The sequence below is a fragment of the Rahnella sp. R3(2024) genome (assembly GCF_042920125.1).
In the GTDB taxonomy this organism is placed as follows: Bacteria; Pseudomonadota; Gammaproteobacteria; order Enterobacterales; family Enterobacteriaceae; genus Rahnella; species Rahnella rivi.
On the sequence record NZ_JBHGBU010000001.1, the window covers coordinates 2,102,683 to 2,117,341 of the forward strand.

11 protein-coding genes and 2 pseudogenes are annotated in these 14,659 nt (G+C 53.5%); 3 read left to right on the forward strand and 10 right to left on the reverse strand.

Translation table 11 applies throughout. The annotated features are described in order from the left end of the window. Nucleotides 1-111 precede the first annotated feature (111 nt). Nucleotides 112-2,007, reverse strand: coding sequence for a methyl-accepting chemotaxis protein (locus ABSH60_RS09550; protein ID WP_390973734.1), 1,896 nt, complete (start codon nucleotides 2,005-2,007; stop codon nucleotides 112-114). 323 nt (nucleotides 2,008-2,330) lie between these two features. Between ABSH60_RS09550 and ABSH60_RS09555 the strand changes: the two genes are divergently transcribed. Together ABSH60_RS09555 and ABSH60_RS09560 are read left to right on the forward strand one after the other, a co-directional pair. Continuing rightward, nucleotides 2,331-3,056, forward strand: coding sequence for a 4'-phosphopantetheinyl transferase family protein (locus ABSH60_RS09555; RefSeq protein ID WP_390973736.1), 726 nt, complete (start codon nucleotides 2,331-2,333; stop codon nucleotides 3,054-3,056). A gap of 92 nt (nucleotides 3,057-3,148) precedes the next feature. Then, on the forward strand, nucleotides 3,149-3,718 hold the full coding sequence (locus tag ABSH60_RS09560) for an NADPH-dependent FMN reductase (RefSeq protein WP_136375916.1): 570 nt from the start codon (nucleotides 3,149-3,151) through the stop codon (nucleotides 3,716-3,718). Nucleotides 3,719-3,780: 62 nt separating this feature from the next. Here the strand turns inward: ABSH60_RS09560 and ABSH60_RS09565 are convergent, their stop codons facing one another. Both ABSH60_RS09565 and ABSH60_RS09570 read right to left on the reverse strand, forming a co-directional pair. Next, a complete protein-coding gene (locus ABSH60_RS09565; RefSeq protein WP_056775940.1) occupies nucleotides 3,781-5,118 on the reverse strand; it encodes an NCS2 family permease in 1,338 nt (445 codons plus the stop codon). A gap of 306 nt (nucleotides 5,119-5,424) precedes the next feature. Then, nucleotides 5,425-6,228, reverse strand: a pseudogene (locus tag ABSH60_RS09570) (sugar phosphate isomerase/epimerase family protein); the annotation flags it as partial. A gap of 121 nt (nucleotides 6,229-6,349) precedes the next feature. Here ABSH60_RS09570 and ABSH60_RS09575 point away from each other — a divergent pair. Beyond that, complete coding sequence (locus ABSH60_RS09575) at nucleotides 6,350-7,042, forward strand: TetR family transcriptional regulator (protein WP_122097128.1); 693 nt, start codon at nucleotides 6,350-6,352, stop codon at nucleotides 7,040-7,042. Nucleotides 7,043-7,109: 67 nt separating this feature from the next. Here ABSH60_RS09575 and phoU read toward each other — a convergent pair whose 3' ends face one another. The 7 genes and pseudogenes from phoU to glmS all read right to left on the reverse strand — a co-directional run bounded on the left by phoU (nucleotide 7,110) and on the right by glmS (nucleotide 14,550). Continuing rightward, the gene (gene phoU, locus ABSH60_RS09580; RefSeq protein ID WP_056775944.1) at nucleotides 7,110-7,838 is read right to left on the reverse strand and encodes a phosphate signaling complex protein PhoU; all 729 of its coding nucleotides are present in this window, start codon (nucleotides 7,836-7,838) and stop codon (nucleotides 7,110-7,112) included. A 10-nt stretch (nucleotides 7,839-7,848) separates the two neighbouring features. After that, entirely contained in the window at nucleotides 7,849-8,616 is a 768-nt protein-coding gene (gene pstB, locus ABSH60_RS09585) for a phosphate ABC transporter ATP-binding protein PstB (RefSeq protein ID WP_013577692.1), read from the reverse strand. Nucleotides 8,617-8,703: 87 nt separating this feature from the next. Beyond that, entirely contained in the window at nucleotides 8,704-9,591 is an 888-nt protein-coding gene (pstA, locus tag ABSH60_RS09590; RefSeq protein WP_122097127.1) for a phosphate ABC transporter permease PstA, read from the reverse strand. A 1-nt stretch (nucleotide 9,592) separates the two neighbouring features. Further along, nucleotides 9,593-10,549, reverse strand: coding sequence for a phosphate ABC transporter permease PstC (pstC, locus tag ABSH60_RS09595; RefSeq protein ID WP_056775946.1), 957 nt, complete (start codon nucleotides 10,547-10,549; stop codon nucleotides 9,593-9,595). A gap of 94 nt (nucleotides 10,550-10,643) precedes the next feature. Next, nucleotides 10,644-11,684, reverse strand: coding sequence for a phosphate ABC transporter substrate-binding protein PstS (pstS, locus tag ABSH60_RS09600; RefSeq protein ID WP_122097126.1), 1,041 nt, complete (start codon nucleotides 11,682-11,684; stop codon nucleotides 10,644-10,646). Nucleotides 11,685-11,894: 210 nt separating this feature from the next. After that, a pseudogene (gene rluF / locus ABSH60_RS09605) lies at nucleotides 11,895-12,620 on the reverse strand (23S rRNA pseudouridine(2604) synthase RluF); the annotation flags it as partial. A gap of 100 nt (nucleotides 12,621-12,720) precedes the next feature. Then, entirely contained in the window at nucleotides 12,721-14,550 is a 1,830-nt protein-coding gene (gene glmS, locus ABSH60_RS09610) for a glutamine--fructose-6-phosphate transaminase (isomerizing) (RefSeq protein ID WP_122097124.1), read from the reverse strand. Between the last annotated feature and the right edge of the window lie 109 nt (nucleotides 14,551-14,659).

The window sequence follows — 14,659 nt, forward strand, 5'->3', positions numbered from 1 at the left end:
GACGGTTCCGGCCAGATTGCCGGATATATCGCGAAAAATTAAAAAAGCCCGGCAGTAAAATGCCGGGCTGAAGGGGTCAGCGCAAAAATCAGCGGATCCTGCGTTAGAGGATCACAACTTAAAACCGGCAACCACGGTTTGCAGCTGAACGGTTTGATCCTGCATCGCCTGTGCGGCGGCTGATACCTGTTCCACCAGCGCAGCGTTTTGCTGGGTGGCGTTGTCGAGCTGGGTGATCGCGACGTTCACCTGCCCTATACCGAGGCTTTGCTCCTGACTTGACGACATAATTTCATTCATCAGCGTCGCCACGTTATTCACACCGCCCATCACTTCATCCATGGTGGAGCCCGCCGTCGCCACCAGCTGGCTGCCGGTGGCAATATCCGCCACCGAGTCTTCGATGAGTTTTTTAATTTCGCGGGCAGAGGTGGCTGAACGCTGCGCAAGGCTGCGCACTTCGGACGCCACGACCGCAAAACCACGCCCCTGCTCACCGGCACGGGCCGCTTCCACCGCCGCATTCAGCGCCAGAATATTGGTCTGGAAGGCGATGCCGTCAATCACGCTGATGATATCGACGATTTTGTGTGAAGAACGGGTGATCGACCCCATTGTTTCAACCACCTGTTTCACCACTTCCGAGCCTTTTTCAGCAACGGCAGAGGCTTCGCGCGCCAGCTGGTTGGCCCCTTCCGCGTTTGCGGCATTCTGTTTCACCGTGCTGGTCAGCTCTTCCATTGATGCGGCCGTTTCAACAATTGAACTGGCCTGCTCCTCGGTACGCGCGGAGAGATCGAGATTTCCGCTGGCGATCTGCCGTGATGCAGAGGTAATGGCCAGACTGCTGTCGCCGACCTGACGGAGGATCGTTTGCAGGAACGACAGGAAACTGTTGAAGCTCTGATTGATGTCATTGAATTCCGGGCTGCGGCTTTCCGGTAAGCGACGGGTAAGATCCGCGCCCCCCGCAGAAAGCTGGCTGATATTTTTATGCAGCGCAGCAAGCTGACGCATGAACATCTTGATGACCACAATCAGTACAATCAGTAACAGCAATACCATCGGGATTTGCACCATGCCAAGGCTGGCAAGAATACTGTGCGTGCGCGTCAGTAACTGGCTGGTCGGCATGTCCGTGACGATGTACCACGGTCCCTGAATTTTGCTCATGAACATTGTGTGAGATGTGCCGTCGCTGTCGTAATCAGTCATCAGTTCGGGCTGGTTATCAATCTGGTCAAAGCTCTGACGGATTTGTGCCACCAGCGCTGACTGTTCGCCTAATGAAGCCAGCTTTGGCAGTTTTTCATCGCTGGCGTGGCTGGTGCCAACGATGGTGCCGTCTTTCTCAACGATATAAATCTTACCGTTAACCTTCTTCTCCATCGCGATCACCAGCTGGTTAAAGAAGCCCAGCGTGACGTCAATGGTGGCAACGCCCCATTGCTTGTCGCCTTTATAAATCGGCATGGCGCAGTTAGTGCGCGGCTGCGTGCTGGCATCATCGAAATACGCCGGTGCCCAGACACACTGTCCTTTTTGGCCTTTTGACGCCGCCAGATACCAGGACTGATCAAAGTAGTTAGGTGATTCAGCGCTGTTCCAGAAAGTGTTAACCGTCAGGAGATTATTATTATTGCGTGCAAAAAAGGTACTGAATTTGATTTTTGCGGGATCGCGCTGATTCGGCAACGGCCAGATGCCGCCGCCAAAGACAGCAGAATCACCGTACTGATCGACCAGCGCGGGCAGCAGGCGATCGATACTGTCGCTGTCCATTTGTGCGACAGTTTGCGTGATGGTACGGACCTGTGATTCCACTTTATTCAGGCGATCGTTAATCGCGATCGCCACATCCGCCACCTGACTGGCAACCAGCTTACTCTCGGTTTGTTTCAGTTGGGGTGCGATAAAGACCTGGATAACAATGAGCGTAACGATGATCAGCACAATAAAAAACAAGCTGATCAATGCGATAAAGCGAGATTGTGTTGTTTTTAACATTTTAGGGTACTCACCGGCAAAGCAGCGAGATCGCTGCTTAAGTACTAACGGCATTTTCTGATGTTTCTTTATGTTGCTATAGTAGATATATCTGGTGGTCAGATCATCCGGGTGAAAAACCAGAACATCGTGTTGATGAGATCTCTTCTCACCATGAGGGTAAATACGTGATAGCGCTCACTAAAGCGTTATGAAAATCTTTCTGAAAAGTAAAATAAGTGTGGTGTGCCGCGGGTTTTAATCAGTTTTTAATGATTTCTCTTAATGTTATTCTTATCTGATATTGAGAAAATATGGTCGAACCATTAATCATGGAGTGAACAATGGCGTGCCATTTTGCAAGATGGGCAGTAACGGATGCAGAACCTGATACTCACCGGGTGCCCAAAGACATCGTATTATCCGCAAGAAACCTTTCCGAAAAACAGCGCCGTCGCTTTCTGAACGGACGCGTTCTGCTCGCAGAAATGATTTTCTATCTCTACGGCATCCCCGAACTGCCCAACGTCATTACCTTGCCCAGCGGTCGCCCAAGTTTCGAATCTCCTGATCTTCCCGATTTCAGCCTGGCCTATGCCGGGAGTACGGTCGGCGTATTGATCAGCAGCGAAGGCAAAGTGGGGCTGGATCTGGAAATCATTCACGCCCGCAGTGCGCTGGTTAATCCTCAGCAGCAGGAGCAGTTGTCCGCCGTCGAGAAAACCTGGATTGCCATGCAGTCCGATCCCATCGAGTCTTCATTGCAGTTGTGGTGCATCCGTCAGAGCATGTTGAAAATGTCCGGGATGAATGAGCAGAATCCGCTGACGCTGAGTCTGAATCCTGCCTCGGGGCGATTGCGCTCGACCGTGACGCCGGAGGCGCAGGTGATGAGCGACATCGAAGGGCCGATCACCTGGGCGTGCGCGCAGTCGCCGTCGATAATTCGTTTGCAGTGCTGGCGTTATGAACCGGAAAATGGCTTTACCCGCACGCAAACCCTGTCTGTCGATCAGCAATCCGAATCACCGCATTACATGAAATTCATCAGCCTGCCGCCTGCTAAATAAAACTTCACCTATGTTTTCATTAACCTTATATATCGCCATGTCGTTTTTCGTTTAAGGTAGAACCCAAACGTTATCCATAACAGGAGTTAACCATGTCAGCTCAGCCACTGAAGTTTGTCACACTGTTAGGTAGTCTTCGTAAAGGGTCTTATAACGCGATGGTCGCCCGCTCGCTGCCGAAAGTTGCGCCAGCCGGTGTCACGATTGAAGCGCTGCCGTCGATAGGGTCTGTGCCGCTTTACGATGCGGATATTCAGCAGGAAGACGGGTTCCCGGCCGATATCGAGGCCATTGCGGAACAAATCCGTCAGGCCGACGGGGTGATCATTGTGACGCCGGAATATAACTACTCGGTGCCCGGTGGTCTGAAAAACGCTATCGACTGGATTTCACGCCTGCCTGACCAGCCTTTAGCCGGTAAACCGGTACTGATCCAGACCAGCTCAATGGGACCGGTAGGCGGAGCACGTTGCCAGTATCATCTGCGTCAGATTCTGGTTTTCCTGGATGCGATGGTGATGAACAAACCTGAGTTCATGGGCGGCGTGATCCAAAGCAAAGTTGATGAGCAGACCGGTGAAGTGATTGATCAGGGGACGCTGGATTTCCTCAAAGGCCAGCTCACTGCCTTTGCGGATTACACGCACCGCGTCAGTAAATAATTCCCTGTCTCAGAAATGCAAACAGCCCGCAAATGCGGGCTGTTTTTTTATCGTGATAAAAATCAGTGTGCGTCGACAAACGCGATTTTCAGCACGAACAGTAAGGCCACCACAACCACGCACGGGCTGATTTCTCTCCAGCGGCCGGTGCCCAGTTTCATCACCACGTAAGAGATGAAGCCCAGCGCGATACCTTCGGTGATTGAGAAGCTGAACGGCATCATCACCGCGGTCACGAACGCCGGAACCGCTTCGGTCAGGTCATCCCATGACACGCGCGCCAGACTTGACGTCATCAGCACGCCGACATAAATCAGTGCACCGGCGGCCGCGTATTCCGGCACCATACCCGCCAGCGGGGAAATGAAGATCACCAGCAGGAACAGTAAACCAGTCACCACTGCCGTCAGGCCGGTACGCCCGCCCACAGACACGCCAGAGGTGCTTTCGATGTAAGCCCCTACCGAAGATGTGCCGATGAACGCGCCAGCCACAGAGGCCACGCTGTCAACGTACAGCGCCTGCTTCATCTGCGGGAATTTGCCCTGCGCATCCGCCAGACCGGCTTTGTCGGTGACACCGATAAGCGTACCGGAGGAGTCAAACAGGTTCACCAGCATGAAGGAGAAAATGACGCCCGCCAGACCGATGTTCAGCGCACCTTTCAGATCCACCTGACCGACAACGGTGGTGATACTTGGCGGCATCGACCAGAATCCGTTGTAGTGCACATCGCCAATCATCAGGCCAATGCCGGTGGTAACAATGATCGACACCAGCACAGAGGCGTGGAAATTACGCGACGCCAGCACGGCGATAATAAAGAAGCCCAACACACCCAGCAGGACGTTGTGTGAGGTCAGGTTACCAATGGTCACAATGGTGTCCGGGTTCGGCACAATAATTCCGGCATTTTTCAGCCCCATCATGCCGATGAACAACCCGATACCGGCGGTGATCCCCACACGCAGGCTGACCGGAATATTGGCTATCATCCAGTAACGGATACGGAAAATGGTCAGCAACAGCAAACCCACCGCGCCCCAGAAAATCGCGCCCATCCCGACCTGCCAGGAAACGCCCATCGCGCCCACCACCACAAATGCAAAGAACGCATTCAGCCCCATTGCCGGTGCCAGCGCGACAGGCAGATTAGCAATCACGCCCATCAGGATGCTGCCGAAGGCGGCAATCAGACAGGTGGTCACAAAGACGGCCTGTTTATCCATGCCCGCGACACCCAGAATCTGCGGGTTCACGAAAACGATGTAGACCATGGTCAGGAAGGTGGTTAAACCGGCGATAGTTTCAGTGCGAACCGTCGTACCGTGCTGGGTCAGTTTAAACAGACGCTCAGCCAGTCCTTTACCACCGGTCGCATTGCTGTGTGGTGTGCTCATGTGTGAGTTCCAAAATGGGGGAAAAACAATCGGGGGGTATCCTAAGGATTTTAGCGGAAAAGCGCCAGCACTGGATGGGGAGGATTACATCACTCGTTCGAGCCGGATTCCATAACTCACATCAATGTATTCAGAATAAAGACGCAACCATCTGAATAAGTTTTACCCTTTGCCGTTCAGGCACTGCATAAACCCGGCACAGGTCGTCAACCCGGGGACCTGCGCGCCAGAATGACCGCCAATATGTCACGTCCGCAATGACATATTGGCGATGAATCAGTCTTCGGAGGTGATCTGATGATAAGCCTGCATGCGTTTTTCCAGCTCGGTGAGCGAGCGCAGGCCATCCGCCAGCGGCAGGATTTTATCGTTGAAGATTTCCAGTGACCACGGCCCGCTGAAGCCTTTTTGATTCAGCGTACTGACAAAATCCACCAGCGGTAAATCGCCTTGTCCGGGATAGCAGCGGTAGCTGCGGCTCCATTGCTGTACGTTCATGTCTTTGAAGGGCGCGTCGGCCAGTTGCAGGAAGCTGATTTTATCCAGCGGAACCTCGTCCAGCCGGTCGAGATTATCGCCGACGGCCAGCACGTGAAAGCTGTCCAGGACAATGCCCAGCGCCGGATGATTGACCTCACGCACGCGATCCCAGGCCTGCAGATAGCGGTTAACGTGTTTCCCCCACGCCAGCGCTTCGTAGCCGATGCGGATAGCGTACGGCTGCGCCATGTCGGCCAGGGCAGCCAGATCGGCAATCTGTACCTCGCGTTCGGCAGAGCTGTCGGCGTCGGTGTTGCTGCACACCAGCAGATGATCGCAGCCCAGTTCGCTCATGAGATCAAACTGACGCCGGGCGCTGGCGAGTTTTTCAGGCCGTTTTTCCGGCGCGACGCCTTCAAAATCGCGAAAAGGTTGCAGCAGGAAGATACGCAACCCCAGAGAATCCGCCAGATTGCGGATAGCGACCGGCTTGACCGGGTTTTTCAGTAAATCATCTTCAAAAATTTCCACACCATCAAACCCGGCAGCGGCAATCGCCTTCAGTTTTTCAGGCAGGGTGCCGGGCACAGAAACCGTCGCAATGGAACGTAATCGGGAAGTTGCAGGCAAAATAGCGTCCTTTTTATCAGGTTTCGGTTCTTACAGTAGTGGACCCTGAACCCTCGTTCGTCAAGTGTTGCGGGCAGGTACGCACGGATTGTCGCCAGGCTGATTGTAACCGGGCGAATCAATGGTTAATCTCTGGAGCGTAAATGTGGTTAACGATGAGGGTAAGACGCTGAGCAGCCAAAGTTCCCCGGCGCCGGGACGTAAAAATGATCCGATAGGCCTGAAACAGCGCATTTTCGACAGCGCACTGGCTGAGTTCGCCGAATCGGGCCTGATGGGCGCGCGCATGGAAAATATCGCCGCCAACGCCAACACCACAAAACGCATGGTGGTCTATCACTATAAGACCAAAGAAGCGCTGTATTTGCTGGTGCTGGAGCACGTGTACCGTGAGATCCGCCAGCATGAACTGGCGCTGGATTTATCGGCGTTTCCGCCGGCGGAAGCCATCGTGAAGCTGGTGGAAGCCAGTTTTGATTTCCACGTCTCACATCCGGAATTTATCCGTATTGTCTCCACCGAGAACATGCTGCGCGGGCGTTTTATCCGTCAGTCCACCAGCATTCGTGAGATCAATAAATCCGCGTTAACCTTGCTGGAAGATATTCTGGAACGGGGAAAGCAGAGCCATCTGTTTAAAGATGATGCGCAGGCGCGCGATGTCCACCGGCTGATCAGCAGTTTGTGTGTTCACCAGGTGGCTAACCAGTACACCTTTGGCGCGTTATTTGAAAATCCTGATGAAGTGGATTTACAGGTCGCGCATTATCGCCAGCTGGCGGTCATGGTGGCACTGCGATACGTCATGAAATAACCCGCTGATCGGACAGCAAAAAGGCCTCAACGGAGGCCTTTTTCATTGGGACTGTGTCACCGACCGGTTACTCTTTTTTCTCTTTGCTGTCGGTCAGTAATTTATCCAGGGCATCACCGCCGACGTGACGGAAATCCTGACCTTTCACGAAGTAGAAGATGAACTCACAAATGTTCTGACAACGGTCGCCGATACGCTCTATCGAGCGGGCGCAGAACAGCGCAGTCAGCACACTCGGAATCGTGCGTGGATCTTCCATCATGTAGGTCATCAACTGACGCACGATGCCTTCATATTCCTGATCCACTTTTTTGTCTTCGCGGTAAATACGCACGGCTTCGTCGAGATCCATGCGCGCAAACGCATCGAGCACGTCATGCAACATCTGCACGGTGTGGCGGCCCAGCGACTCCAGGCTGACCAGCAATGGCTGATGCAGATGCGAGAATTTTTCCAGCGCGGTACGGCAGATTTTATCCGCCACGTCACCGATGCGTTCCAGCTCGGAAATGGTTTTGATGATCGCCATCACTAAGCGCAGATCGCTGGCGGTCGGCTGGCGCTTGGCAATAATGCGCACGCAAGCTTCGTCGATCGCCACTTCCATCATGTTCACTTTGTCATCACCTTTGATGACCTGCTGCGCCAGCTCCGCGTCCTGATTGTGCATCGCGGTGATAGCGTCCGTCAGTTGCTGCTCAACCAGCCCGCCCATTGCCAGCACCTGAGTGCGGATGTGTTCAAGCTCTGCATTGAACTGGCCGGAAATATGTTTATTTAAGTTCAGGTTATCCATTTTTCTTACCTCAACCGTAACGGCCAGTAATGTAATCTTCGGTCTGTTTACGCGCTGGCGAAGTGAACAGCGAGTCAGTGTCGCTGTATTCGATCAGTTCGCCCAGATACATAAACGCAGTGCGGTCTGAACAACGCGCAGCCTGCTGCATGTTGTGCGTCACAATCACTACCGTGTAATCGGATTTTAATTCGGTAATGAGCTCTTCGATACGGCCCGTGGAAATCGGATCCAGCGCCGAGCAAGGTTCATCAAGCAGCAACACATCAGGGCGGATCGCAATACCGCGCGCGATACACAAACGCTGTTGCTGGCCGCCGGACAGGCTGTAACCGCTCTGGTGCAGCTTGTCTTTGGATTCATTCCACAATGCCGCTTTGGTCAGCGCCCACTGCACGCGCTCGTCCATATCGGTACGGGAAAGTTTCTCAAACAGACGCACACCAAAGGCGATGTTGTCATAAATCGACATCGGGAACGGCGTCGGTTTCTGGAACACCATGCCGACTTTGGCGCGCAGCAGGGCGATATCTTGCTTGTCGACCAGAATGTTTTCGCCGTCGAGCAGGATTTCGCCTTCCGCGTGTTGTTCAGGATACAGCTGATACATTTTATTGAACGTGCGCAGCAGCGTGGATTTCCCACAGCCTGACGGGCCGATGAAGGCGGTGACTTCGTTCTTGGCAATATCCAGGGAAATATTTTTCAACGCGTGGAATTTGCCGTAATAAAAGTTCAGATCGCGAACCTGAATCTTGCTGTTGGATGCGTCAGTCATTCTCAGACATCTCTCTTATTCGTGCGCCGCATCGCGACGCAGGGAAAACAGTGAGGCCAGCCGACATCGCCTGCCCTCAATAATGAATTATTGTTTCTTCTGCGCGAAAATCACACGCGCCAGAATATTCAGCAACAGCACGCACAGCGTAATCAGCAGCACGCCCGCCCACGCAAGTTGTTGCCATTCACCGAACGGGCTCATCGCGAACTTAAAGATGGTCACCGGCAGGTTGGCAATCGGCTGCATCATGTCGGTGCTCCAGAACTGGTTGGAGAGCGACGTGAACAGCAGCGGCGCGGTTTCACCGGCAATACGGGCAATCGCCAGCAAGATACCGGTGATAATGCCGGAAACCGATGCTTTCAGCGTGATGGCCGAAATCATCTTCCACTTTGGTGTACCCAGTGCGTAAGCCGCTTCGCGCAGGCTGTCCGGCACCAGTTTGAGCATGTTTTCGGTGGTACGAATCACAATCGGGATTTGCAGCAGCGCCAGCGCCAGAACGCCCGCCCAGCCGGAGAAGTGCCCCATTTTCGCCACCATAATGGTGTACACAAACAGACCGACGACGATAGATGGCGCAGAAAGCAGAATGTCGTTGATGAAACGAATAAACTCCGCCAGCCAGGATTTACGGCCATATTCGGCCAGATAAATTCCCGCCATCACGCCCAGCGGCGTACCGATCACGGTCGCCCACAGAATAAGTAATCCGCTGCCTGCGATGGCGTTCGCCAGACCGCCGCCCGCGGTATTCGGAGGCGGGGTGTTTTCGGTAAAGAGCGCCAGCGACATGCCGTCTACGCCTTTGACTACGGTCGTAAACAGGATCCACACCAGCCAGAACAGACCGAATGCCATGGTCATCATCGACACCATCAGCGCCAGACGGTTCTTCTGGCGACGCCATGCCTGGCGTTTACGGCGCGATTCCAGCAGTTCAGGTGTGCTTTGCATTTCGAGTGTCGTCATCTTAACGGCCCTCTTTCTTAGCCAGGCGCAGAATCATCACTTTCGACAGCGCCAGAACAATAAAGGTGATAACAAACAGGATGAGGCCGAGTTCCATCAGCGCGGCAGTATGCAGACCGGCTTCCGCTTCAGCGAATTCGTTGGCCAGCGCCGAGGTAATACTGTTGCCCGGCATATACAGCGAGACGCTGTCGAGCTGGTAGGTGTTACCGATGATAAAGGTCACCGCCATGGTTTCACCCAACGCGCGGCCAAGGCCTAACATCACACCGCCAATCACGCCATTTTTGGTGAACGGCAGCACGATGCGCCAGATCACTTCCCACGTCGTACAGCCAATGCCGTATGCAGACTCTTTCATCATCACCGGTGTTTGTTCAAACACGTCACGCATCACAGAGGCGATGTAAGGGATGATCATGATGGCAAGGATCACACCGGCGGCCAGAATACCGATACCGAAACCGGGGCCGGCGAACAAGGCGCCGACGATCGGAATGCCGGAGAGCACGTCACCGACAGGGGTCTGGAAATACTGCGCAAACAGCGGTGCAAAGACGAACAGCCCCCACATGCCGTAAACAATACTGGGGATCGCCGCCAGCAGTTCGATTGCAATACCCAGCGGGCGCTTCATCCAGTTAGGGGCAAGTTCGGTGAGGAATAATGCGATACCAAAGCTGACCGGTACGGCAATCAGCAAGGCGATAATCGAGGTCACCACGGTGCCGTAAATCGGTACCAGTGCGCCGAATTGTTCGTTCGGGGCATCCCAGGTTTTAGTCCACAGGAAGGATAAACCAAACTTTTCGATGCTTGGAAGGGAAGCAATAAACAGCGAGACGATAATACCGCCCAGCATTAATAACACGATCAGCGCAGCCAGTTTGACCAGCGCGCCGAAGATGATGTCACCGTTTTTGCTTGGTGCCTTAATAGCCGGCTTGTATTCAGCCATACCACTCTCTTTTAATTCAGATTTAATTCCCTCCCCGGCCGGAGAGGGAATGAAGCAGAAGACTTGTACTCTATATCAGACGTAAGGTCAGATCCTAGTACAGTGCTTTACCGCTGGAATCTTTAATGTTGGTTTTCCAGGCTGCGCGGATCTGTTCAACAACAGAGTCAGGCAGTGCGGCGTAATCCAGATCGGTCGTCAGTTTGTTGCCGTTTTTGTAAGCCCAGTCGAAGAACTTCAGCACTTCAGTGCCTTTCGCTGCATCGGCCTGGTCTTTGTAAATCAGGATGAAGGTGGTGGAGCTGATTGGCCAGGCGTTATCACCTTTCTGATTCGTCAGATCCTGAGCGAAGGTTTTCTTCCAGTCAGCGCCTTTGGCTGCTGCGCTGAAGGATTCTTCCGTCGGGGAAATCGCTTTACCGTCAGCATCAACCAGTTTGGTGTATGCCAGGTTGTTCTGTTTAGCGTAAGCGTATTCTACATAGCCGATGGAGCCTGGCAGACGCTGTACGAAGGCCGCGACGCCGTCGTTACCTTTACCGCCCAGACCGGTAGGCCAGTTAACGGTAGAACCTGAACCGATTTTCTCTTTCCACTCGTTGTTCACTTTCGCCAGATAGCTGGTGAACACGAAAGAGGTGCCTGAGCCATCAGCACGGCGAACGACCGCGATGTTGGTGTCTGGCAGTTTCACGCCCGGGTTCAGCTTAGTGATCGCCGCGTCGTTCCACTTTTTGATTTTGCCGAGGTAGATATCACCCAGCGTTGCGCCGTCCAGCGTCAGCTGACCGGATGTGATCCCAGGGATGTTTACCGCCAGTACCACACCACCGATTACGGTTGGGAACTGGAACAGGCCGTTTTTGTTCAGATCTTCTTCTTTCATCGGCGCATCAGAGGCACCGAAATCGACAGTCTTGGCGATAATTTGTTTCACGCCGCCGGAAGAACCGATGCCCTGATAGTTCACCTGGTTACCGGTTTCTTTCTGGTAAGCATCCGCCCACTTGGCGTAAACAGGGGCAGGGAAGGTACCGCCAGCACCAGTCAGATTACTGGCAGCGAAAGCAGACATTGCTGTGAGGGAAAAAGTCGCTGCTACAAAACCGGCGACGGTGTTACGCATCAATTTCATGTTCCACTCCTGGTGGTTTTAAACTTCCCGACTTAATGTCGACGTTAATTAAAGTGTTTGGCACAGGAGGAAAATAGGACAATTAGGTGACAGTAAAATGTACGTTATATGACAGTTTTATGACAGTGGTCACAATTGGACCGAAGTGGGCAATCCAGAGGAAACAGGGGATGCTTTTGGGGGTAAAACGGGCTTTCAGGGCGATTATTGATCGGAAACCGAATGTTCGATACGCCTGAACAACTCACTCCGCTCCTCGCCGGTTAACTCGCGCGATTCCCCCGGCGGCAGCGCGGCAAGATGGATATTCATGATCCGCACGCGCTCAAGCCGTGTGACTTCATAGCCAAAATATTTCGCCATGCGGCGGATCTGACGGTTAAGCCCCTGCACCAGAGTAATACGAAAGACATCATCTGATTCTTTGATCACTTTACAGGCTTTCGTTACGGTTCCCAAAATCGGGACGCCGGCGCTCAGACCGAGAATCAATGCGTCGGTCACCGGTTTGTTAACGGTCACCACGTACTCTTTTTCGTGATCATTACCGGCGCGCAGGATCTTATTCACTACATCGCCGTTATTGGTCAGCAGAATCAGCCCGTGCGAATCTTTATCCAGACGCCCGACGGGAAAAATGCGCTGGCTGTGACGGATGAGCAAACCGATGTTATCCGCCAGACCCTCATCCATTGTGGTAATGATCCCCACCGGTTTGTTCAGGGCGATCAGCACCAGGTCATCCTGGTCGCGCAGCCCGATCTGTTGACCATTCACGTTCACCACATCACCCGGAAATACTGGCGCGCCAAATCCCGCCTGCTTATCGTTGATAAAGACCAGCCCCTGCCCGACGTAACGATCGGCGTCACGGCGCGAACACATGCCGCTATCGCTTATGTATTTGTTAATTCGAACGGAAGGAGTGGTCAGCATTCAGCAGTGCCTTTCAGTTAAAGGCGGACTATACCCTGTTGCTGCTCAGAAATAAAAAAAGCGCCCGCAAGGGGCGCTCAGCAACGGAAGGAGCAGAGTCTTATTCTACCGTGACGGACTTCGCCAGGTTACGTGGCTGGTCTACGTCAGTCCCTTTAATCAGCGCGACATAATAGGACAGCAGCTGTAGCGGAACGGTGTAGAAAATCGGTGCAACAATCTCTTCAACGTGAGGCAACTGGATGATTTTCATGCCTTCGCTGTCGGTGAAACCGGCATTCTGATCGGCGAAGACATACAGCAGGCCACCACGGGCGCGCACTTCCTCGATATTCGACTTCAGTTTTTCCAGCAGTTCATTATTTGGCGCAATCACGATCACCGGCATATCGGCGTCAATCAGCGCCAGCGGGCCATGTTTCAGCTCGCCAGCTGCATAGGCTTCTGCATGAATGTAAGAGATCTCTTTGAGCTTCAGCGCACCTTCCATCGCGATCGGGTATTGATCGCCACGACCGAGGAACAGGGCGTGATGCTTGTCAGAGAAACCTTCTGCCAGAGATTCGATGGTTTTATCAAGCGATAACATCTGTTCAATACGCGCTGGCAATGCCTGAAGTGCGTGAACAATATCGTGCTCGACCTGAGGCGCCATGCCTTTCAGACGGCCCATACGCGCCACCAGCATCAGCAGAACGGTAAGCTGAGTGGTGAACGCTTTGGTGGAAGCCACGCCGATCTCAGTGCCCGCTTTGGTCATCAGCGCCAGATCGGATTCACGCACCAGCGAGGAACCGGCAACGTTACAGACAGCCAGAGAACCAAGATAACCCAGTTCCTTAGACAGGCGCAGTGCAGCCAGCGTATCAGCCGTTTCCCCGGACTGAGACAGCGTGATGATAAGGCTCCCCGGACGCACGGCGGATTTGCGATAGCGGAATTCAGAGGCGATTTCCACATCACACGGCATGCCGGCCAGCGCTTCGAACCAGTAACGCGCGACCATGCCTGAGTTATATGACGTCCCGCAGGCGATAATCTGAATGTGCTGAACGCGTGACAGAATATCGTCAGCTTTTTCACCCAGTTCGCTCAGGTTCACTTCACCGTGGCTGAAACGTCCTTCCAGGGTGTTTTTGATTGCCAGCGGCTGTTCGTAAATCTCTTTTTGCATGTAGTGACGGTAAACACCTTTATCACCGGCGTCATACTGCACTTTAGATTCAATTTCTTCGCGCTCAACGGCATGACCGTTTTTGTCATACACGCTGACAGAGCGACGTTTAACTTCTGCCACATCACCCTCTTCCAGGAACAGGAAGCGGCGGGTAACAGGCAGCAGCGCCAGCTGGTCTGAAGCGATGAAGTTTTCACCTACGCCACGGCCAATCACCAGCGGGCTGCCGGAGCGCGCAGCGACCAGAACGGACGGGTCGCGTCTGTCCATCACGACGGTGCCGTATGCGCCACGCAGTTGTGGGATAACACGCTGAACCACTTCCAGCAGCGTGCCGCCCTGAAGCTGTTCCCAATGCACCAGATGCGCGATCACTTCGGTATCCGTTTCAGAATCAAAACGGTAACCGCGCTCGATCAGCAATTCACGCAAAGGCTCGTGGTTTTCGATGATGCCGTTATGCACAACCGCAATATAATCAGATACATGAGGATGGGCATTCGCTTCTGAAGGTTCGCCGTGCGTTGCCCAGCGGGTGTGAGCAATACCGGTGCCGCCGTGCAAAGGATGTTGATCCAGTGCATCAGCCAGCATCTGTACTTTGCCGACACGACGTAAACGCCCCATCTTCCCTTCCGCATCAATCACAGCCAGACCGGCTGAGTCATAACCGCGGTATTCGAGACGGCGTAAACCTTCTAACAGAATTTCAGCAATATCGCGTTGCGCTACTGCGCCTACAATTCCACACATCAGTTTTATTCCTATTGAAGGTCTTTCGGACCTTTTTTGATGCCTGACCTGATTTATCCGCGAGCCCCGTTTTCCGGTGTACCTGCGGTTCCCCGAGCCTTGTAGAAGT

What these genes read in the sequence shown, in the direction of transcription:
- ABSH60_RS09550 (WP_390973734.1), bottom strand. Translation starts at nt 2,007, where the DNA reads ATGTTAAAAACAACACAATCTCGCTTTATCGCATTGATCAGCTTGTTT.
- ABSH60_RS09555 (WP_390973736.1), top strand. Translation starts at nt 2,331, where the DNA reads ATGGCGTGCCATTTTGCAAGATGGGCAGTAACGGATGCAGAACCTGAT.
- ABSH60_RS09560 (WP_136375916.1), top strand. Translation starts at nt 3,149, where the DNA reads ATGTCAGCTCAGCCACTGAAGTTTGTCACACTGTTAGGTAGTCTTCGT.
- ABSH60_RS09565 (WP_056775940.1), bottom strand. Translation starts at nt 5,118, where the DNA reads ATGAGCACACCACACAGCAATGCGACCGGTGGTAAAGGACTGGCTGAG.
- ABSH60_RS09575 (WP_122097128.1), top strand. Translation starts at nt 6,350, where the DNA reads ATGGTTAATCTCTGGAGCGTAAATGTGGTTAACGATGAGGGTAAGACG.
- phoU (WP_056775944.1), bottom strand. Translation starts at nt 7,838, where the DNA reads ATGGATAACCTGAACTTAAATAAACATATTTCCGGCCAGTTCAATGCA.
- pstB (WP_013577692.1), bottom strand. Translation starts at nt 8,616, where the DNA reads ATGACTGACGCATCCAACAGCAAGATTCAGGTTCGCGATCTGAACTTT.
- pstA (WP_122097127.1), bottom strand. Translation starts at nt 9,591, where the DNA reads ATGACGACACTCGAAATGCAAAGCACACCTGAACTGCTGGAATCGCGC.
- pstC (WP_056775946.1), bottom strand. Translation starts at nt 10,549, where the DNA reads ATGGCTGAATACAAGCCGGCTATTAAGGCACCAAGCAAAAACGGTGAC.
- pstS (WP_122097126.1), bottom strand. Translation starts at nt 11,684, where the DNA reads ATGAAATTGATGCGTAACACCGTCGCCGGTTTTGTAGCAGCGACTTTT.
- glmS (WP_122097124.1), bottom strand. Translation starts at nt 14,550, where the DNA reads ATGTGTGGAATTGTAGGCGCAGTAGCGCAACGCGATATTGCTGAAATT.